Source organism: Halorubrum coriense DSM 10284 (assembly GCF_000337035.1).
GTDB classification, from domain to species: Archaea; Halobacteriota; Halobacteria; order Halobacteriales; family Haloferacaceae; genus Halorubrum; species Halorubrum coriense.
Genome location: NZ_AOJL01000032.1, coordinates 91,810 through 112,521, shown reverse-complemented (window position 1 = coordinate 112,521; position 20,712 = coordinate 91,810). Strand labels below are relative to the sequence as shown.

Sequence of the window (20,712 nt, the reverse complement as noted above, 5' to 3'; positions counted from 1 at the left end):
GTGCGGTTTACAGCCGGTACTTGTGGTAGATCACGAACGCGCCGTATGCGACGAAGACTGCGAACAGCGTCCACATCGCGCCGTAGAACTCGCCCGGAAGCGTGAGAACGCCGCTCTCCTCCAGCACCAGTCCGCCGGGGGCACCGAGGATGAACACGTACGCGAACAGCTTCATCGTGTAGTGGCCGGCCTCCCGTTCGATGGTCGTGTCGCGCTCGTCGTACAGCTCGACGGGGCTGAACCGCTGGACGAGCCCCATGCCGAGACCGCCGGCCCAGTAGAGCGCGACGCCGAGGACGAACCGGTCGAAGGCGACGGCGACGAACAGCGCGCCGATCCCGGCGCCGAGCAGTCCGTAGGCGATGCGCTTGTACCGTTTCCGCGTGGAAGGCCGCGTCGTCGCGGGGGTTGTGTGTTCGCTCATGGCGATCGTAAAGCGAGCGGGAACCGTGTGTAAAGCTCGCTTTACAGTAAAGGACACTTTACGTTAGATAATAAAAGTATCGCCGTCGAGAGATTCTGACGGAGAGGACGTTAGCGACGGTGTCGCGTCCGCTCGTTCGCGGACGTTACCACGAGGGCGGCGAGAAGCCGGCGTCCTCGAGGATAGGCTTCCACCGCTTCTGGACCGAGAGCCGCGAGACGTCCATCGCGTCGGCGACGGCAGACTGCGACCGCTCCTCGCCGCGGATCAGTCCGGCGGCGTAGAGGCTGGCCGCGGCCGCGACGCGCTTGCCGCGGTCGTCGTCGGGCGCGCGGGAGAGGAAGAGGTCGACCGCGGTCGAGCGGGTCTCCTCGGCGAGGTCGAGCGACGCGCACGCCTCCTCGAGCAGTTCGATCCACGCCTCGTTGTCGACCCGATCGCTCGCCCGGTACACACCGTCACGTAGTCGAGGCGGACATATAAACGACCGCGTCGAGCGGGGCGGTCCGGCGCGGTCGGAGCCGCGTCGGCCGGGCCGTTCCGCGTCGAGAGCGTGCGGACCTGCCCGCCGAAATCGGCCGCGGCCGTCGCCCTGAAGTCGCCCGCGGACGTAGCGCGCGTATGTCGACGCAGACGTGGGACGAGACGCGGGTCCGGGCGCTCCACGACGACCTCGTGGCGCTGTACGAGCCGGTCGACCGGGTGGCCGAACACGGGGCGGACCCGACGGCCGAGCCCGGGGAGGGCGTCCGCCAGTTGGTGACGACGATCCTCTCGCAGAACGTCGCCGACGAGAACACCCGTCGCGCGTCGGAGGCGCTGTTCGAGCGGTACGACGACTTCGCCGCGATCGAGGCCGCCGACCACGAGGAGCTGCGGGAGACGATCCGCGTGGCCGGGCTCCCGGACCAGAAGGCCGCGCGCATCCAGCGCTCGCTGACCGCGATCCGCGAGGAGACCGGCGGCGCGTACTCGCTCGCGTTCCTCGACGCGCTGCCGACCGACGACGCGAAGGCGTGGCTCACCGAGATCAAGGGCGTCGGGCCAAAGACCGCGAGCGTCGTGTTGAACTTCCACTTCGGGAAGCCGACGATGGCGGTCGACACCCACGTCGAGCGCGTCTCGAAGCGGTTCGGACTGGTCCCGGAGTCCGCGTCGAACGAGCGCGCCCACGACGTGTTGGACGAGCGGGTTCCCGACGAACTGATCTACCCGCTCCACGTCCTCCTGATCCGACACGGTCGGGAGCACTGCTCGGCCCGCAACGCCGACTGCGACAACCCCGTCTGCGAGGCGTACTGCGACTGCGAACACTGCTCGTAAGTAGTTGCCAGTCGGTAAGCCTCGGCGAACGTTCGACGGCTCGGTGAGACACGGCTGCTCGCTCGGGGAACGCCGCCGAAGCCCCGGTCGCGGGGGCTCGATGCGCTCGCGGCCGCCCCTTCGAGTCCCACCCGTACCGCACGGCAGCCTCGCACCTCCCCAGCCTCGTCGGTGGTCCGTCGCTTCGCTTCGGACCACCGACTCCCTCGCGCGTGCTGCTCGCAGGCACGCGCCGCCGCAATCATTTATAAATCGCGTCACTGCTAGCGGTTCGTCAGGTTCTTGAGTCGGTTTCGCGTACTCGGCTTTGCGCGCGGGTTGCCGAGCCAGGCCAAAGGCGTAGCGCTTAGGACGCTATCCCGTAGGGGTCCATCGGTTCAAATCCGATCCCGCGCACTCAATCCCTTTCGCGTCTTGTGGTTTTGGTTGTGTTCACGACTATGACCACAGACGACTCAGAACGCTACTCGATTGATCTAGACGACGGACGGAGCCTCAAAATCGTTCCCGAGACGAACCGCGAGGAGCTCAACGAAAAGCAATTGGTCGATTATGTCGGGTATCGACGACGGTGGATCAAATGGCTTCGAGAGCAGGGTAAGCATCCGCAGAAGCGGGAGGGATACAGCGACTATACGGTCTATGAAACCGCGTACAAGAGCGCTCGATTTGATAGGTGGGTATGGGCCGATGAGGACCGATACACCATCCCACCGACCGGTGAGCACGCGAGCGAGTACATCGACGACGACGTCGTATACCGCGACGTGAGCAACAGTACGAAGGGCAAAATCGAGGAGGCATTGACGCGATATATGAGGTGGGTAGCACAGACGTCTCACGTCGCCGAGTGGGAGCACGACCAACTCTTTAGCAGTGGAGGGGGCGATGCGCCACGCGACTACCTAACCCGGCGAGAGCGACGCCTAGTCCGCGAGCAGGCGCTCGCAGAAGACGACGGATGGAAGATAGCATCGATCGTGTGTGTGAGCCTCGATGCAGGGTTGAGACCGGTCGAGGTTGGTCGCGCCCGAACCGAGTGGGTCGATATTGTCAACCGTGTTCTCAGAATCCCGCGCGAGGACTCCTCGAAGAACGCGGACAATTGGAGAGTATCGATTACTTCGAGGACCGCCACTGCATTAGAGAACTGGCTAGAGGAGCGAGAGGATATCGATAAGTACGCCGACACGGACGCACTCTGGCTTACGAGAGAGTCGACGACGTACAATTCCCGAGCCCTCGCGCGCCTACTCAGGCGACTCTTTGATGAGGCGGACATCGAGGCGGGCGGGCGGGACGTGACCTGGCTGGCAATCCGGCACTCAACCGGGACGTACATGACGCAAGAGCGAGACCTCGCAGCGACCCAAGCGCAGTTGCGACACCAATCAGCACAGACCACGCTCAAGTACGATCAGGTTCCACCTGAGCAACGTCGAGACGCGCTCGATAAGATGTAGTTGTAACTACAGTGGTTGAGTCGATGGACGTCATCGCACGTGCGCTATGACCGCACGTGCTCGCGGGTCGGACCCAGCCACAGAGGCAAGGGTGCGACCCGAGTCCTATCAGATACTAGTCTCCGATATCTCATAAAACCGGGTGTGCTCTGTGAGGGAATTCCGGAACCACCCCCTCCCAAAATTTGTAGTTGTAGTCGCACCCAACACGATCGTGTAGGAGGCGAGCGCTCTCGCCCCCAGCCGCGCACGCAACCCCCGAAGCCCAACGGCGCGTGAGTGTCTCTTTGGGTGGGTAAATCCCGTCCGACACCAGTACACATCTTAGGACGAAATCGGGGGCGATAATCCATGTGAGATACCCAATCCGCCACTTGAAAAACTCTTAGAAACTCTAAAAGACTCTTAGAAACGCGGCGGAAGAAACTTGTAAATCTCAACCATCAAAAATAGAATCTCACACAATTATCCCACCCCGGGCGTCGAGTATCTCCCACCGTTTTTACCGATCCAAGATTATGGATATGTATGGCGCAGGAGACGCTGGTATATCTGACAGGGAGCAGCGACGAGATGATAGCAGAGCAATACGAGCAGTGTGTGGAGCTCATCGAGCACCGTACAGACAAGTCATTAGGCGAGGGTGGCAAGGCGGACCATCTCCGCCGACTCAAGCGGTCCGCAGCGGTCAATGTCCCAATCGCGGACGACGACAAACCAGACATCCGTTTCGTCGCAGAGCGGTTGGACATCGACCGGGACGGGGAGACAGCAGGCGAGGTTATGTCGACCGCGTTCGGTCAGGGTGTGGGCGAGATGATAGTCGCAGACGCTAAGCCCCACATAATACAGGCATCACAAGCCTACGAATATCTCAGGAAAGTCGATAAGCTCACAATCGCTTCGAAGCGGATCACCATCGAACGAGGCGCGTCGCCCGAGACTATACATCGGACTATGGCAGCGGTCAAAACGCGCAAGACGACCCGCAACGACGACGAGATACTCAAAGAGCAGTGGTCGGGAGGCCGCCCCCCGGTTGCGACCGAAGTCATCGATGGACAGCTCGTCAAGGGCGACAATTACCACGACGTCCGTGAGTTGATTCATCGAGTCGTGTTTGATGACTTGTCGAAGAGCGAGGCGTCGCGGCAGATTGGCTGTACGCGGCGCACAATCACAAACACAATCAACAAGCGACCCGACCTCTTCGATATCCCCCAGCAGTAGGCCGCCGGCTCTTTTCTTGTCAATCCCATCGAGGAGCGACCGCTCCGACACGATCGTGTGAATCGTGTGGTTGTCACGGTTGTCGGAGTTGACGTCGCGCCGCGTCGCACCGCCAACCGCAAAGACCGGCGGGTGACGCGCGGGCACTGCCCCGGACAACGGTGGACAGGCACCCCCAAATCCCCCTGTCCACCGATATCGGCAGTACTGAGCCCTGTAAGCTTCGAATATTGGGGGTGGACAACCGGACAGGCGAAATGGCGATATTAGCCACACAGCAGGTTGTAAAAGCTAAAAGTATTATTGCGACATGCTTTATCTATAAACAAAGCTTTTACCAACTTTATCCTGAGTTTCCCCAAACAGCCTGTCCGGTTGTCCACCCTCTAAAAACAGACGGTATAGGCCCTCTATCTGTCCTAAAGGGTGGACAGGCGTTTTCAAAATGGGTTGTCCGGCCTGTCCACCTGTTCGAATTCGACCGGGACCGAGGCGGTCGCCGGTGAGGTGCGGACGCCCGCGCGTCGCCGCCAAACTTTGCTGTAGTTGTAGTCGGGTAACTCTCAGTGTGTGGTTGCAACCGCGCCACACGGAGGTTTATAAATATTCGATCATCTGATCGAATATAGCGTTACATTAGAGTAAGAATAGAAGATTGCTGACGAGGTTTTATACGTAAGGCAAAGATAGGGTGAGATAAGCACCGCTCGGGGCGTCAGTGAATCGTCCACAAGTGGACGACGCGCCATCAACGCGTCGCCCTGAGAGGTGTGCCGCACCCCATGCAAGACTACGATACGAACGCTGATAAAACGGATGGCTTCACTCTGAAGCCAGCACGAGTCGAAACGCGCGATAATCAGACATACGACGCGGTGAATCACGTAATCAACCCGAGCGAGCAGACGCTCGGGCTGCATATCGACGAGCGAGACGGGGGAATCGATGTCAAAATTCCCCTGAGCAATGTAGCTGTAATTGCGCAAAGCCCAGCTGGCGCTCGGGCAATCGACGAGTCCGTGGAAGAGAACGAATTAGCGGCAGACGGAGGCGATATCTAATGTCACGATACCACACGAACACGAGCACAGAGCAGGCTACCATCGACGCATTTGCGGATGCGAATCGGTTGATGACGGACGGCGGCGAGCCCGCGGACGACGTCGAGGACGTCGATACAGACTTTTCGGGGGTCGAGATACCGGGCGCGGAGGACGACGCGCTCGCGGATCGATACAGCGAACATCCCGATACTCCCGACGATGACGACGGCGACACGGACGTCGACTCACACGATCGTGTGAACAACGTCGAGGAGGACGCTCTCAGCGACGAGGAAGCGGAGAAGATTCGGGCGCGCGGTGAGGCGGACGGCGACGATGTTGTCAACGACACGGACGACGGGGACGGCCCCAACGACGACGACGGATACATTCGAAACTCGGACGACCTCCGAGTGGCGACCGCTCGCCCCCTCAAATCCCGTTTTGAGCACAACAAGGAAGGGAAGTGGATGTGCACGATTTGCGAGGCTGTCGTGAAGAGCGCGCACGGAGCGAAGACACACTTCGGTCGCTCGCACCCGGACGCCTCCGCGGACGACGTCGAAAATGCGATAAACAGACGCGGAGAGCCCGACGATGTTGATATCGATATCACTAAGGAGGACATCGAGGACCTCAACGACCGCGACGCCCGGGTGCTCCGCAAACACGACCTCGTTATCCGCGTATACACCCACCAGACGGGTATGGGGGACGACGATTGGGAGTGGACATTCGACCTAAGTGTCGCAAGCGATGAGAAGCCTGAGGTTCGACGTCCCGGTGTTAGCGGGATGAATGAAGTGCTCGAAGACGTGCGAATGCATCGAGACACCTACTCAGGGGCGAGCGAGGCGTTAGACGGCGTCGCTGTGGGGGCGTTAATCGAGTCGGAGACGGGCGGGGAGCCCGGCGACACGTTCGTCACCGACACGATCGGCACTGTGAGTGAGATTAGCGACGCGCACGGTGGCGGGTGTGAAATCGAGCTCGATGTGAGCTCGGAGTATGTTGACGGGCACGCGGACCCGCTTATTCGAGCAGACGCCAGAGACGACGGCGAGGATGACGATGACGACGACGAACATGACCCCTGGCGGCGCGCCGCCTCCCGCTATGCGGAGGCGCGGCTGCAGTCGTCGCCGATCACGCGTGCGGATGCCCGCGACAGCGTTGTCGATGCGCTACAAGAAGAGACGGAATGGGTAGCTATCCGTGAACGCTCGGAGCCCGGCAACCACTACGCCCTACATCGGTGGGACGAGGACGAGGGGTGGCAAGATGATGCATCGACGTATATCTCTGAGATCACCGCGCGAGAGCTCGGGAGCAAAGCCACAGATACCGAGGACGGGCATTACAGGAGTCAACTCGCCCGGCGCAACTATATCTCGCAGGACGAAGTGAACGGCGGGGACACCGATGACACACTAATCCCAGTCGCTAATGGGACGATAAACGTCGATGAAATCGAGCTCGATGGAACAGACGACGAGGGCCGCGTGCACATCGACCCCGATAGTGTTGTGGTCGAAGATATGGACCCGGACAACTATTTCCTTTACCGGATACAGACCGAATGGGACCCTGAGAACGCCGATATCGACGCCGTCAGGTCGTGGCTCAAGGACATAATTCGCACGCAGAACGAGCGTTCAGTGCTCTATGAATTGGTCGGACACGCGCTGTATCCTGGGTATCCTACAGACGCATTTGCGATCGCGGTCGGGACCGGCGGCAGTGGTAAATCGCAGGTGCTAGAGGTGATTAAGAAGATGATTGGGGGCGATAACGTCGGCGTGCGGACGCTACAGCAGATCGAAAGCGCGGACTTCGCGGCTGGGAAACCGATCCCCGAGATGAGGATGAACATCAGCACCGAGCTTAGTGGCGAGCAAATCAAATCGATAGATACGTTAAAGGCGTATTCGTCCGGCGAGGAGACGGAAGTCGAGCTGAAGAGAGAAAATGCGTATAACAGTTACAACGACGCGACGATGATTTTTGCGAGCGACTCCCCGCCACGCTTCCCCTCAGACCAGGACGGGGACGCGCTGGGGCGACGCTTCCATCCTATCGAATTCCCGGCGAGCTACGTACCCGACCCGGACCCGAACGACCCGCTACAGCTCCAAGAGCGGGGTAAGACGGTTGTCGAGGAGGAATTGCGCGCTGAGGAACGCCTCAAGGCGATGCTATACCTCGGACTCGATGGGCTCGTGCGACTACTCCACGATGACGGGGGCGGCGAGCCGGGGATCACGGACAAACGGTCTCGTCAGGAGCGCATTAACCAGTATGAGTCGTTCTCCGACCCGGCACACGACTTTGCGCGAAACGCGCTTGTCCCCGCGCCAGACGACGAGCACGGTATCAAAGCGCAGCACCTCAAGACAGCGTTCGACGGGTTTGCAGAAGCGAAAGACCACGCCGGCAAACAGCTCTCGGACCTGTATGACTACATCTCTGAGATGCCGCAGTACCCGGTCGTACGTGACCGCTCGCGCGATAATCCGTTCGATGGACGACCGACGAGATACCTTGGGGTTGGGTTCAGCGAGAAGGCACTCGATGCATGGGTGCCTGAGTCGATAAAGCACTATTACGTCGACGCCAGCGATGAGGGTGAAGGCGGACCCGCTCGGGAGACACTCAAAGAGATTCGAGAGGACACCGAGCTCGGGCGACGCGAGGGTGTGAAGGTAAAGGTCACCTCATCGACGGGGAAGACGTCCTACGGGCGGCATGAGGAGGGTGTGCTCCGCGACGACGAGGACACTATCCGATACTACGTGCAAGCGCCCGGGATCTCTCTCGAAGAGGGAGAGTGGTACGTCATCCGCGACGTCGCCGCGCTCGAAGAGGACGGCGAGACCAAACTCCAATTAATCCCGGGAATGTCGGACGTGACACGCATCGAGCGCGGGACGGATGACGACCAGAACGACCTCGATGACGACGATGACGACGGCGGCGACGATGTTGTCAACGCCGCCAGCGACGTCGACTCACACGATCGTGACGAGGAGACCGATATGGAAGAGCTCGATGAGGCGATAATCGACGCCAGCGACGATAGCGGCGAGAAGTCGCTCGCGGCGATTGCTGGCGAGGTGAGCGCAGACGTCGATACCGACAACTTACACGTGATTAAAGGCCGGATTGAGAAGCTCAAGAACCGCGGAGATATCATTGTCAAAGGCGACAACGACGACGACACGGACGTCGACTCACACGATCGTGTGAGTGACGAGATAGTAGAGATCGTGTCACAACGTCTGAACAAGATGGCAGGCAGGGGCGCAATCAAGCCGCGCGCTCACATGTCGTCGCTAATGTACGATTTCCGCGGTAGTGAATCGCCCGCGGCGGACGAGGACGATGTCGAGGCAGCGATACAGGCCCTGCGACGCTCCGGGACGCTCATCGAGCACCCAGCGGAGGACGAGCTGTTTACAGTCGAAACCGGTGAGGTGGCGGAATGACACGCACAGAGACAATCCCACGGAAGATCAAGAGTAAAATCGCGTGGTATGTGAGCGACATCGAGCTCATACCCGCGCCTGAGGCGGACGCGTGGCGGTGGTCAGACGTCTTCGTCGCCCGGCACGGGCGCGGGGTCGCCGACCCGAGCATCGGTATCGCGCTCCGCGACGCGGGGCTCCTCGTCCGCCTCGATGACGGGCGATATCGTTCGACAGAGCGGCTGGCCGAGTACATGAGTGAACGGCACGGAGTCGACATGTCTCGTCCGGTATTCGCCCGCGATGAATTGACAACATCGTCCGACCCGTCCCCCGCCCGGTCGCAGAGCTCGTCGGGGGCTCAGACGACCAACCACCAATCCACACTGACGGAATACGCTGGCGCGTCTGCTGGCGGCTCTCAGGCGGACCACAAGCAAGAGGCGTAGTCGGTTAGCGTCCGAGTTCGTCGCACGACTGCAGCTCGACTTTTTTGGAGTCTGAGTCGACTGAGATAGCGATTGAGTCGCCCCCTTCGAGTTCCAACTCATCAAGCGCATCTTTTGGAACGTTGAGGCGCACGGACCCACTGCTCCCCCCGGATTGTAACACCCTGATGTGCATGTTGCTACCTACCCGGACACAACCCATAAAACGGGCACCTGTGCGCACCCCTGATCACCCGTGAGCACCTTTGAATGCGATGTTTTTGGGGGTTTAGGGCCTAATCAACGAGCGCAATGTCAATGTCACCAGTTGATCTCGCCAAGACCGCGCTCAACTCTGCTGGCTCGATTATGTGGTTGCCAGCTGCGTTTGGCTACGGGCTCTTGGATATCGCCGGCCCGGAGCTGGGAATCGTATTCGCCACGCTCTTGTTTGGGATCGGGGCCTACGACCTTGCCGATAAGGCGGGTATCACGGAGTAAATCGTGTTCCGAGATATCGGCGACTCGATGACGGTGGTCATGGCTCTCGTCTTTGCGGGAGCCGTGCTCCTCTCCGGCTTGGGGGTCGGCATGGCCGCGGCGGGGACGTCGGGCGTACAGTTCGCTAATGATGACGGCAGCGGGTATACGGCGGTGACAGACGGAAGTGCGACGACTGTCGATGTCACTGTGACAGCCGACGCGGACGGACTCACTGACCAACCGGTGGACCTAGTTGTCGTGCAGAACGGCGAGGCGGTCACCTCGCTCAGTAAGACCGTAAGCCCAGCTGCGGATTCGAGCGAGACGGTGTCCTTCGAGCTCAATCCGTCCGAGGAGGGCCTGTCTCCGGGTGACTACGACCTCGACGCCAACGTCAACGGCACGGCAGAGCGGACGAGTCTGACGGTCGAGGAGCCGCCCGCGGAGCCGAGCGTGTCCGGGGTCTCGAACGACACGATCGTGAAAAACGGCTCAACGATGTTCTCGGCGGACCTCGCAGCGACGGACGGGTCATCCTACTCGGGGCCCGCAGAGATCACTGTCGCCGACGCCGACGGTAACATGGTGTACACCGACACCGTTGACCCCGTCAACGTTAGCGCCGGGGAGACCGGCTCCGTTGAATTCGAGATCAACGAGTCGGACATCGATGGTAACGTCACGATCGGCGACGAGTACGACGTCGGTGTTAGTTGGGGCGAGTACAACTCCGAGCCGGCGACCCTGACGGTGCAGGAGGAGGGCGCTCTCGCGGGCGCAATATCGCTACCGGCTGATTCGCCAGCGACGGACCCCGTCTTTATCGGCGGTGTCCTCGCAGTGCTTGCGTTCCTCGGACTCGCAGCAAAGGCAGAGTAACAACCCGCAGACACCCGTGAAACGGTGATTTTTGATGTCAGACGAAAACAACACACAACACGCAGACGGCGATGGTAACGATATTGTCAACGACGGCAGTGACGACAGCGACACGATCGGTAGCGATCGTGTGAGCGGGACGTCGCGCCGGGGGTTCATGAAGCGGGCGGCGGTTGGCACGGCGGCGGTCGGAGCGCTCGGGAGCGGGGGGGCGGGGACGGTCGCCGCGCAAAATGAGACGGACACGGATCGCTTCGAGAGCAGCGAGGAGATCAGGAACTACATCGCTACGGACAACGGCATTTACGCCGCTCAGACGCCGACGCAGAAGGAGTCTCTCGGTATCGCATACACCGCGAGCCCGCTCGGCGTCTTGTCCGCGGCAGTGGCGGGTGCGACGGACCCGGACCACACCACTGTCGACTACATGCAAGAGTACATTTTCGGACCCTTCGAGGTGGAAACCAAATCCCCGAATGCTCAGGTCGTCGACAACGAGGTTTACTACGACATGAAGGGGTCGTATCAGACGTTTAACGACCTGATAACGGTGATGATGGACCTCGATGATCTGTACGCGATACTATACAATATCATCGAAGTCGCCACGGTGGAAGCGCGACGCGAGCAGATGGGCGAGCAGCAGGCGATTGGACACGTCCGGCAGGCGGCATACGACCGCATCGCAATCTGGCAAGAGAACTACGCTCGTACGTGTGAGCAGCTAGGAATCCGCTTAACCGGAGATTGGGGCTGGCATATGACCGCGCAAGCGGGCGACGACAACTGGCAGCCCGCAAACTACTACGGGCTGAATTATTCGAATCATACTGCCGATGATTGGGGGATTCAATCACTCAACACTACGCTAACCGGCGAGTTGACCCTCGTGAACGGCGAGACAATTGAGATTGAGCACATGAACATCCAAACGAAGGCCAACGGCAGTTGGCAGCTTGTGCCGCTGATGCTCGCACATCAGAACACGGGTCACGATCTATTCCCAGATATGGACCTATGGAGCGAGGGTACCTACGGGAGTGAGGGATATCCCAACCACACACTATTCCTAAACTACGAACCGCCGGGGCAATCAAAAATACACCTCGATCTGACATACCCCAGTCAATCTGATGTATTCGATACTCAGGGCAAATGGGGTCTAGACGACGTTAATGCGCTCTATGACGAATTCGTCACTCTCGTCGATACAATCGAGACTGAAATCGAGGAATTCGTCACGAACCACTATGCGAACATCGACCCAGATGAAATCGAGGACCCCAAAAACCGAACCCCGGGCGGGATGCTCACCGAGGCGGGCGAGGATTGGGCGATTACCGGCGACGCCGCGTATACGCGCTACTTCGAACTGTCGCAGGGGCGGTATGCGGCGGACGGGCCAGCGACGGTCGCAGTGTACAAATCGACCAATGCCGCCGACATCACGGACTCGATGGAGGCTGACGACCGGTACACAGAGTCCTACCCGGTCGTGCAAAACACCGGCGAGCAAATCGACACGAGCGAACTTGTCAACGACAGCGAGACAGAACTACCCGCGGAGGTGGGTGGGCTCATCGTCGGCAAGGCGTACGATGCGGACTCTGAGGCGGTTGGGAACATCAACATCCACGACAAGGACGGCTCGCGGTCGCTCGATGCAGCGGATGCATTCGTCATCGAGGCGTTCGAGACGGCAGAGGGCGAGTCTCTGCCGCTCTTACCGATACGCACGTACGCGCCGGAGACGCTGAATAACTTCGACCTACAGGACCTCTACGACCGGCGGCAGGACGCCGCGGAGGATTACGACAGGATCATCATCGACGACGGGAGCTCGGGCGGCGGAGCGGCGGGCGGCGGTGGGCCGCTCGGCGATAACGCGCTCGTGTACGCGCTCGGGGGCGGGCTCGCAGCGACTATCGCCGCGCTCGGGCTCGGGGGTGATTGAGTTGGCGCTCACACCAATCGGGCTGTACACGAGTGTAATCGGGCTCGCAGTCCGCCTCGTGTTCCTCGGGGCGCTCGGGCTCGGGGTGCTTGTGCTCCTCGGTGACGCGGGGCTCCTCGATGGGCTCGCCCGGTCGTTGGTAGGCTTCTAACCACACTCACGCACCCATTTCACAATGAGACACAACACACACGACGGCGACGGATTGCGAGGATTGACAATACCGATTGAGTCGGCCCATACCCCGGGGGTGACGGCATGAGACGCGGGTGGACGTACGCTGAGATCATGCGATACGTGGCGATATTCAGCGTCGTCATCGTCACGATCGGGCTCGGGCTCGGCATGGCTGCGGGGCTCGGCGCGGCACAGTCCACATCGCCAGCTCCGAATTCGACCGCGGTCGATGCGCCGGGCGAGGACATCGAGAGTATCGAGTACCAGCTTGACTCAGTCGACATCGCCTCGGTCGAATACCGTAATTCGACGGCGATCGTGACGGCGCGGTACAATGAGCCTTCCACCGTCACACTGACCGACTCGGGCGCGGTCAAAGGTTTAGGGAGCGATGACGGCGCGCGTGTGAGCTTTCAGTCTTACTCGAAGGGAGAGGGCGTCTATGAGCTCCGACTCCCGCTCCGCGGCGACGACGAGCTCATAACCATCCAACAAGGTGGGGTCATGTTCGCCGACTCCGGTGACCGCGCGCTCATCGATATAATCACGAACCCCGCCGATACGCAAACCGTACAGAGTGGCGCGCTCGGCGGTGGGTTCGGCGTGTTGCTCGCCAGTGCATTCGGCGCGGGAATGAAGAAGCGAAAACACGAAAACACCTACAAAGAGCTCACGTCGGAAGAGCGGATATCTGTCGAATCTAACCCTGTCGCAGGATTCTGGGGGAGTGTGAAAAGGTGGTTTTCGAATCACCGTATCGCGCTCGTCGCTATCGCCGGTATTCTGGCGTACTTGCTCGCAGTTCGTGTGGGTGTCGTTCCGTCGCCCGCGTCGTTTTGGGACACCCTCAACGACGTGCAGAGGGTCTTCGCGGCGAGTACGCTGGCGCTCATCGTGTTCGGATTCATTCCCGCGTACGTCGTGCTAGACCGTCTCTGGGACCCCGCCACGGAATTCGTCTTAGAGCTCGATGACCGCGACGTGCTCGATGCAGGCATCGGAGCCGACGGCGGGCTCGCGCGCATCGAGGCGGCAGACGACATCGACGACGTCGCAGACAAACTCGAAGGCATCGAGGACGCGACAATCACTGCGATATACTCTGGCAGCCCCGATCGTGTGAGTCAGATGAATGTCGATGGGGAGCCCGCAGAGATCAGGGTGCCCGGCGGGCGGGCCGTGATTGTCAACGAATTCGACCCACAGAGGAACGTCGCCCGTGGGTGTTGGGTTGGCACTGCGAACGACGCAGAGATCATCGCCGAGCGCTCGAAGATTGACGCCAACAAGGAGATACTCCGCGACGAGTCGCGGATGTTTAGAACGTTGGTGGGTGCGCTGCCAGCAATCGCCACATCGAGCGACACGCAGGCGATGGCAGCTGTAGACAAGGAGCTCCGGCAGATGGCGACCGTCGACAGCGGGGCGATTGATGGGCTCTTAGACCGCGCGAGCCAGGGCACGCGCTTCGAAGGGCAGTACACAGACACCGATGAGGACGACGAGAGCGACGACGAGGGCGGTCTCGCCGACCTCATCGACCCGCGCGACGGGGACGAGGACGACGACAAGGAGGACGACAACTGATGTCAGACTATCAGACAGCCAAAACGGCAGACGAGATTCGAGGGGGAGAGATTGACGCTAATATCGACTCAGTGCTCAGTGACGAGCACCCCGTGGCGAACATGATGCTCGCCGCGGAGAGAGCGGGCATCGACGACGAGGGGAGCCCCTTGTACGCGCTCCTATCCCGGGCATCGACGTCGCACACGCTCAGGAAAGCCCGCAAGCAGGGGCATGCTCCGACCTTGAACGCGGCGACAGGGCTCGGGGAGAGCTCTGTCGAGGCGACGGGCTACGACTTACTTGTCAACCGCCTCACCCCCGCCGCGCAGCAGATACTCGTTAAAGGCCCGAAGGGGAGCGGCAAGACCGTATTTGTGTTGGACGCCGCTAAGAGGTTGTACGCGGAGTTTGACGGCGATCTCGAAATCGCCACCAACATCAAAGGACCCGATGAACACCCCGCGGTCACGTTCGTGGAGACCATGTCGGAGATGCTTGAGTGGGTGCGTGACACCCCCGGCGAGAAATTGGTGATCGGCGACGAGTGGTCCACGACGATGAATGCCAACGCGCATCCTGGGGGCGACGTCCGACAGACCGTGAGCCGCTTCATTAACGCCTTACGCAAGGGTCGAGGGGGTTCGACCCGCCTCATGATAGTCGGGCACGAGCACGACACGGACATCGCCTCAATCCTCCGCACGCAGAGCGATGTTGTCATCGAGAAGGCCGGCAAAGCCGACGACGGTCTCGCCGATCGTGCGCACATCTATGCCGGGTGGGATGACTACGTCACCGGCGACGAGGAATTCACCCTTAGAGGGCTACAGGACGTCGATGACGCCAGTATCTGGGGAGCCGATACGAATTACTTTGCGTACTTCGAACCGGATTTGGACTCTCCGAGAGAGCAGATTCGGCGAGGGAAGCTCATCGAGGATTGGCAGCAGTACCAGGACCGCGATGACGCCGATGACCCCGACGGAACGGGCGAGGACCGGCGGGTGAAGTGCCGAGGGACGAACAAGCGCGGCGAGCGCTGCGGGACGACGCACGTCACCCACGAAAGCGGATACTGCCAAACTCATCGACACCAGTGGAATGGCGATCCGGATCCGCGATTAACGGACAGTAGCGACGACGATGATGGTGATGTGACGGACGACGCCCGGCGCGCGACCCCGCTCGAAGGTCTTGCGGGCGTGTTGAAAGCGACACAGGCAGTGACCGGTGAGCGAGAGGGCGACGACGACGATGAAGCCCTCATCGCCGCCGCACTGCAAGCAGACAGCCCGGGAGACGTCGGCGACGTTGTCAATCGACACCGGGCGGAGCGAATGGCGGAGCAGATAATCAGCGGCGGCGAGGACGACGCTAACGAGGTTGTCAACTAACATGACATCGATACAAACAGTGATGCGGCAGGAGTATGGTCCATATGCGTACAGAGTCCACGGCTCAGACCACCCTAAGGCGGGCTCTAACGGGCAATATTGGCACTACTTGGGTCCGGTCGGAAAGGTCGATCCCGAGGAGTTGAGCGACGAGGAGACCGCCGAACTCCGCGAGGAGGGCTTTGCCTTAGCCCGGTATCGAGACGGCGAGAGCGCGGAGCTATTCGCCCGACCAATCGCTAACTCAGTGCGAGACGAGCTCATCGATAAGTTCGGCGAGGATGTACTCTCGCCGACCGATGACAGGCGAGAGACCGAGATCCAACTCTCAGAAGCCGCGCCCCGGCGCGCGGAGGAGCTCATCCAACTCGATGCGGAGGATATGAGACAGGAGGTTGAGGGTGGGTCCGGCCAAATCAATATCACGGACGAGGAGCGAAAACGGATCGATTTCACAAAAACCGACCTCCCGACCGCGAAACGGGCTAAGGGGGCGATACGGGGCGAGGGCATCGACGGGAGCTCATGGCTCGATGTGTGGAGCGAGGACCTCAAGACGGTCAACGAGGCGCGCGACGCCGCGCGAAAGAACCGGGAGTCCATCGTAGGCGACCGTACGGACGAAGAGGAGGGCGTCGACGACCGGACGACGTCCTACCGCGAGGCGCAGTCGGGGCTTGAAGAGAACGCGCTCAAGTACGCTAAAAACGGCGACGACGACGCCCGTGAGGCGCTTATCGACGAATTCGGTTGGTCACCGGACGAGATTGAAGCTGCAGACGCGCCGGTCAACGCTTAGAGATTACAATGTCACACACAACACACGCCGACGACCGGGTCGAACAGGAGAGAGCATGTATGTACGGACACGCAGAGGCGCGTGAGCGACTGTCGCAGTGCGGTGTGCCCGACGCGGAGATCAAAGACTTAGAGCTCGCAGTGGACGGGTATGCCGACTTTGCGCGTGTCGTCGCCGACGAACTACGATGGACGCGCGAGCAGAGCGACGACGACGCCGACGACTAACGGACGCGGGCTCTTTTTGCAGATACTGAGGGGCCAGGATACGCTCATACTAACACGAACCCCAGGTATCGCGCCGGCAGGAGCGATGTTGTCAACGATGACAGGCGGGCGACCGACACGATCGTGTGAGGCGACTCCCTCGCGTGCGCGCGGGCACGCTCGCGCATAGCCCCGGGGGTCCCCGGGGGAGGGGGACAGTGTTCTTGTGGGTCGATGAGGGTCCGCCGCTATCCGTTTTATGGGTTGTGATCACTTACCGAATATATGGAGAAACCACAACACGCAGGCGGATCAGACACGCTTGATGCGTACAACTACGGCGACGCACAGACAGAGCGCTGTAGCACGTGCGGGACGCCCGTGGAGGGCGGGCGAGGAGAGGAGTGGTGCGTACAGTGTGCCGCGCCAGCAGGCGAACGCGAGACGGCGCAAGGGCAGGGTTCTGCCGGTGAGAGTCGATGACGATGACGATGGACATCGAGGAGTATAGAGAACTGTTCGAGCCGCATGACGAATTACAGATATACCGCTGCCGGCAGTGTGATCACATATCGACGAACATCGGATCACTTCATGCTCACTGCGAAAGACACCGTGGTTACACCCGGTTCAACATCCAAGTGCCATTTACGGACACTTCAGTAGGTGATTTCGACCGCCTGATGGAATATACAGACGTGATGGATGAGGAGCAAATGGAACAAATCGACCTTTCGGAGGTGGAAGTGGCGATTCAAATACCTATACTAGATCAAATTCTCAGGTGGTATCGATGAGCATGGCGCGGAAGCCCATCGGGGAGGTAGTTACACACCCAGTGGTAATGTTTACGCCGTTGATTTACTGCGTATTGGGACTTACAGGCGATATACCGCTACTGAAATCCCTCGCATTCAGTGCGGGTTCCTTTTTTGTAGGGACTGTGACTATAGCCCTCATACCCGGACTTATAGAGGTGGGTCGATGAGCGCGACGAGACGGCTCATCGAGGAGGTAGTGCGCAACGACGGTCCGATGACTATTCACGAGCTCCGAGATAGGACCGAGATACCGCTACTAACGATATATCCGTGTGTGGAACGGTCTAACGACGTCCGACTCCGGGGGTTCGACGTCGCAGAAGTGTGACCCTCGATGTTTTTGCGACAGTGAACGGCGGCAGCGAGGCGAGCGAGGCGGTCAAACGGTCAGATGCGCAGCTGGGAATCGAGTCACAGAACCAGCATCAAATCAAATCGGAGGGAATCGAATTCGTCGATTATCCATTTAGCAAAGAGGACCAATCATTCGATGAGCACTGCGAGACGGTCGCGGGCATCGAGCCCGCGGTCACCGTCGCACCGGACATCGAGCGCGGGCGAGACGCGCAGGACGTGTATGAGCAGGCGCGGGAGCTCAGTGACTTTGCCGATGAGGTGATAGTGGTCCCGAAGAGTATCCACCCGGGGGACGTCCCCGAACAGTGGAGAGTCGGACTCCCGCTCGCGTCGTTCGGGAGCGACGACGAGCATCAAATCACGGACTACCATGGATGCGATTCAATTCATTTACTCGGCGGTTCTCCAATTACTCAGTTGCGAGCAATCAAAATCCTACACGATCGTGTCGACAGTGCGGACGGCGCGGCAGTCTTCAAGGGTGCGAGTATGGGCGATGTTTTTGCTCCGACGCAATTCGGACCACACACCCGCGACCGAAGGTGTTGGTTCGACACGGGCGACGACGTCGGATATTACGAACGTGTTGAGGCGAGTCTCACCAACGTACACGACGCGCTCAACAACCCCGGCAGTGCGTATTCGCTCGATTACGACCGTCCGGGCGAGTCGGCGCAGAGCAGGCACCCCGCGCAGACGCAGTTAGTGTTCTAACCCCAATAGGTGGGATTAGGTGGGATAGATTTAAGTTAATGGGGGAATAAGTGGGATGTATGGCACGAGACAATGTCGCGGACGATGCGCGTATGGGTGACTACGGGGTCCACGGTCGGCGCGAGTGTTGGGTTGAGTCGGTATCGCCGGACCGGACCGAGGTTACAATCGAGTTTACAGACACCGGGGAGCGACGGACCGTCGACCGCGACCGATTAAACTTCCGTTGCAACAGCGACAAATTCCACGTGGAGTAACACAGATGAAAGTAGAAGTCGAAGTCTCTGATCTAGTCGAACGGAAGGCAGATGCGAAGGGGCGCGTCGCAATCGGCCCGGACAAGGCAGGCAAGCAGGTGACGCTCGCGGTCATCGAGGTTGAGGACGAGGACGACGACGGCGACGAGTGAATTCGTTTTTCGCGGCTCTTTGAGCAGACGCAGTTAGTGTTCTAGTTTTGGTGAATACAGACACTAGTCCGTACACACCTGTGCGCGGGTTGCCCGTTTTATGCGTTGTGATCACCTACCGATGTATGTAGATGAAAAACCCAAATTCGGACGTCGAAACGGGCGAACTCCCGCAGATAATCGACGACGACGGACGCGGGCACCTCGATGTCGCTGCCGACATCGTTGACGAGGCGCTCGAACTCGCGGGTGACGCGGGACCCACGTCCGCCGCTCGATGGGTCGCAATAGCTGTCGAACGGATGTCGCTCGATGTTGACGACCGCACCTGGGACCTCGCAGTCAACACGACCATGCTCGCGCTCCGAGAGGGCGACGGAGAGGCGAACGCATGACGGGGCGACGGGGGCAGTGTCCCGACTGTGAGACGCACGACACCGATCGTGTGTATACTGAGTGGTCCACCGACACCGTTGAGGAGACACGTGTCTGCAATAGCTGCCAGACTCAGTATACTAACCAGCTCAGTCTGTTTGCTCAAGATATCGAGGAGCCGCTGGGAGGGGCGAGTGTATGACGGAGCTGCGAGGGGGGTGTCCCGACTGTGGGGCGGAGGACACCGAACTTGTGTATACTGAGTGGTTCGGTTGTTGGAAATTGCTCTGCGAGGAGTGTTTCGAGGAGATAATCGAGAGGTTGTAAATCATGAACACAACAGACGAGGACGTCGCATCATACGTGCGCTCAAGTACAGCTGATCAGGACGAACAACACCAACTCGATGACATCGATGAATGGGCCGAGAGGAACGGCATCGACACGTCTCAAATCGACCGATACGCGGACTACGCCAAATCAGGCACCGACGTCGGGCGCGAGCAATTCCGTGCGCTCATCGACGCCGTTGAGCGAGAGGAGTACGACCGTGTTATTACGTGGGAGATCAGCCGCCTAAGCCGACTTGGGTCGACGTACCAGGAGTTTTTCGAGGCAGCCGCGGACGCCGGTGTAGTTGTGAACGTGACGAACGGGTGGACCGACACCATTCGACCCGATGGGACCGGCAAACTCATCGCAGATATCAGTGCGGCAGTCGCAGAGGAGGAGCGACGGAAGCTCATTTCTCGCGTGAACTCGGGCATTAAGCGAGCTCGAAAGCAGGGGAAGTGGTTGGGCGAAACTCCCGGTGGATTCGAGAGAAACGACCAAGGATACCTCCGACCGATTCTCAACCCGGACCCCGACGAGGATGGATATCTTGAGATACGAGCAGCCCTCGAAGCCATCGAGGAGGGGGCGAGCTACAGAGCGACCGCGGACGGGCTAACGATGACGCGGCAGACACTCTCGCGCATCCATCAGGACGACGAGCGACGCGGGTGGTATCTCGATGCGAGAGCCGACGACGCGCGGGTGAGCGAAGCGCTCGAAATTGTCAACGACGGCGACGACGCGCACGATCGTGTAGGAGGCGAGAGATAGTATGGACACCCGGGACATCCCATCCGTACATGAGTATACGGACGCGTGGCAGTGGCCTGAGTCCGTGGAACGATTCATCCGAGAGCAACTCCC

Annotated in this window: 22 protein-coding genes and 1 tRNA gene; 21 read left to right on the top strand and 2 right to left on the bottom strand. The window is 60.1% G+C overall.

Going from position 1 to position 20,712, the window contains the following annotated elements:
• Positions 1-7: 7 nt before the first annotated feature.
• Complete coding sequence (locus tag C464_RS08065) at positions 8-424, bottom strand: hypothetical protein (RefSeq protein ID WP_006113163.1); 417 nt, start codon at positions 422-424, stop codon at positions 8-10.
• 145 nt (positions 425-569) lie between these two features.
• Positions 570-878 (bottom strand): hypothetical protein, encoded by a 309-nt coding sequence (locus tag C464_RS08060; protein WP_006113162.1) that lies wholly within the window; start codon positions 876-878, stop codon positions 570-572.
• A gap of 167 nt (positions 879-1,045) precedes the next feature.
• Here C464_RS08060 and C464_RS08055 point away from each other — a divergent pair, with 167 nt between their 5' ends.
• From C464_RS08055 to C464_RS07975, 21 genes are all read left to right on the top strand, one after another.
• Positions 1,046-1,747 (top strand): endonuclease III domain-containing protein, encoded by a 702-nt coding sequence (locus tag C464_RS08055; protein WP_006113161.1) that lies wholly within the window; start codon positions 1,046-1,048, stop codon positions 1,745-1,747.
• Positions 1,748-2,058: 311 nt separating this feature from the next.
• Positions 2,059-2,143: transfer RNA gene (locus tag C464_RS08050), tRNA-Leu, on the top strand.
• Between the two features lie 44 nt (positions 2,144-2,187).
• The gene (locus tag C464_RS08045) at positions 2,188-3,210 is read left to right on the top strand and encodes a tyrosine-type recombinase/integrase (protein ID WP_006113160.1); all 1,023 of its coding nucleotides are present in this window, start codon (positions 2,188-2,190) and stop codon (positions 3,208-3,210) included.
• A gap of 528 nt (positions 3,211-3,738) precedes the next feature.
• Positions 3,739-4,440, top strand: a complete 702-nt coding sequence (locus tag C464_RS08040) for a hypothetical protein (RefSeq protein ID WP_006113159.1) — start codon at positions 3,739-3,741, stop codon at positions 4,438-4,440.
• A 782-nt stretch (positions 4,441-5,222) separates the two neighbouring features.
• A complete protein-coding gene (locus tag C464_RS18490) occupies positions 5,223-5,501 on the top strand; it encodes a hypothetical protein (protein WP_152420913.1) in 279 nt (92 codons plus the stop codon).
• A complete protein-coding gene (locus C464_RS08035) occupies positions 5,501-8,968 on the top strand; it encodes a DUF5906 domain-containing protein (protein ID WP_006113158.1) in 3,468 nt (1,155 codons plus the stop codon). The genes C464_RS18490 and C464_RS08035 overlap by 1 nt, the downstream gene beginning before the upstream one ends.
• On the top strand, positions 8,965-9,396 hold the full coding sequence (locus C464_RS08030; RefSeq protein ID WP_006113157.1) for a hypothetical protein: 432 nt from the start codon (positions 8,965-8,967) through the stop codon (positions 9,394-9,396). Before C464_RS08035 ends, C464_RS08030 begins: the two co-directional genes overlap by 4 nt.
• 291 nt (positions 9,397-9,687) lie before the next feature.
• A complete protein-coding gene (locus tag C464_RS08025) occupies positions 9,688-9,876 on the top strand; it encodes a hypothetical protein (RefSeq protein WP_049910971.1) in 189 nt (62 codons plus the stop codon).
• Between the two features lie 3 nt (positions 9,877-9,879).
• Positions 9,880-10,737 (top strand): hypothetical protein, encoded by an 858-nt coding sequence (locus tag C464_RS08020; protein ID WP_006113154.1) that lies wholly within the window; start codon positions 9,880-9,882, stop codon positions 10,735-10,737.
• Between the two features lie 34 nt (positions 10,738-10,771).
• Complete coding sequence (locus C464_RS08015; protein ID WP_006113152.1) at positions 10,772-12,691, top strand: twin-arginine translocation signal domain-containing protein; 1,920 nt, start codon at positions 10,772-10,774, stop codon at positions 12,689-12,691.
• A 1-nt stretch (position 12,692) separates the two neighbouring features.
• Positions 12,693-12,842 (top strand): hypothetical protein, encoded by a 150-nt coding sequence (locus C464_RS18950; RefSeq protein WP_161781670.1) that lies wholly within the window; start codon positions 12,693-12,695, stop codon positions 12,840-12,842.
• A 107-nt stretch (positions 12,843-12,949) separates the two neighbouring features.
• On the top strand, positions 12,950-14,455 hold the full coding sequence (locus C464_RS08010; protein WP_049910968.1) for a hypothetical protein: 1,506 nt from the start codon (positions 12,950-12,952) through the stop codon (positions 14,453-14,455).
• Positions 14,455-15,831, top strand: a complete 1,377-nt coding sequence (locus tag C464_RS08005) for a hypothetical protein (RefSeq protein WP_006113149.1) — start codon at positions 14,455-14,457, stop codon at positions 15,829-15,831. Before C464_RS08010 ends, C464_RS08005 begins: the two co-directional genes overlap by 1 nt.
• A 1-nt stretch (position 15,832) precedes the next feature.
• Positions 15,833-16,630: a hypothetical protein gene (locus C464_RS08000; protein ID WP_152420912.1), complete on the top strand. Its 798-nt coding sequence runs from the start codon at positions 15,833-15,835 to the stop codon at positions 16,628-16,630.
• 59 nt (positions 16,631-16,689) lie between these two features.
• Entirely contained in the window at positions 16,690-16,857 is a 168-nt protein-coding gene (locus C464_RS18945) for a hypothetical protein (RefSeq protein ID WP_161781669.1), read from the top strand.
• Between the two features lie 470 nt (positions 16,858-17,327).
• Complete coding sequence (locus C464_RS18485) at positions 17,328-17,633, top strand: hypothetical protein (protein WP_152420911.1); 306 nt, start codon at positions 17,328-17,330, stop codon at positions 17,631-17,633.
• Positions 17,634-17,981: 348 nt separating this feature from the next.
• Positions 17,982-18,728 carry a DUF6610 family protein gene (locus C464_RS07990; RefSeq protein ID WP_006113145.1) on the top strand — a complete coding sequence of 249 codons (747 nt, stop codon included), beginning with the start codon at positions 17,982-17,984 and terminating at the stop codon, positions 18,726-18,728.
• A 59-nt stretch (positions 18,729-18,787) separates the two neighbouring features.
• Positions 18,788-18,985 carry a hypothetical protein gene (locus tag C464_RS07985; protein WP_049910961.1) on the top strand — a complete coding sequence of 66 codons (198 nt, stop codon included), beginning with the start codon at positions 18,788-18,790 and terminating at the stop codon, positions 18,983-18,985.
• 5 nt (positions 18,986-18,990) lie between these two features.
• A complete protein-coding gene (locus C464_RS18940) occupies positions 18,991-19,137 on the top strand; it encodes a hypothetical protein (RefSeq protein ID WP_161781668.1) in 147 nt (48 codons plus the stop codon).
• Between the two features lie 131 nt (positions 19,138-19,268).
• On the top strand, positions 19,269-19,532 hold the full coding sequence (locus C464_RS07980; protein WP_006113144.1) for a hypothetical protein: 264 nt from the start codon (positions 19,269-19,271) through the stop codon (positions 19,530-19,532).
• A gap of 310 nt (positions 19,533-19,842) precedes the next feature.
• Positions 19,843-20,619, top strand: coding sequence for a recombinase family protein (locus C464_RS07975; RefSeq protein ID WP_006113143.1), 777 nt, complete (start codon positions 19,843-19,845; stop codon positions 20,617-20,619).
• Positions 20,620-20,712 lie beyond the last annotated feature (93 nt).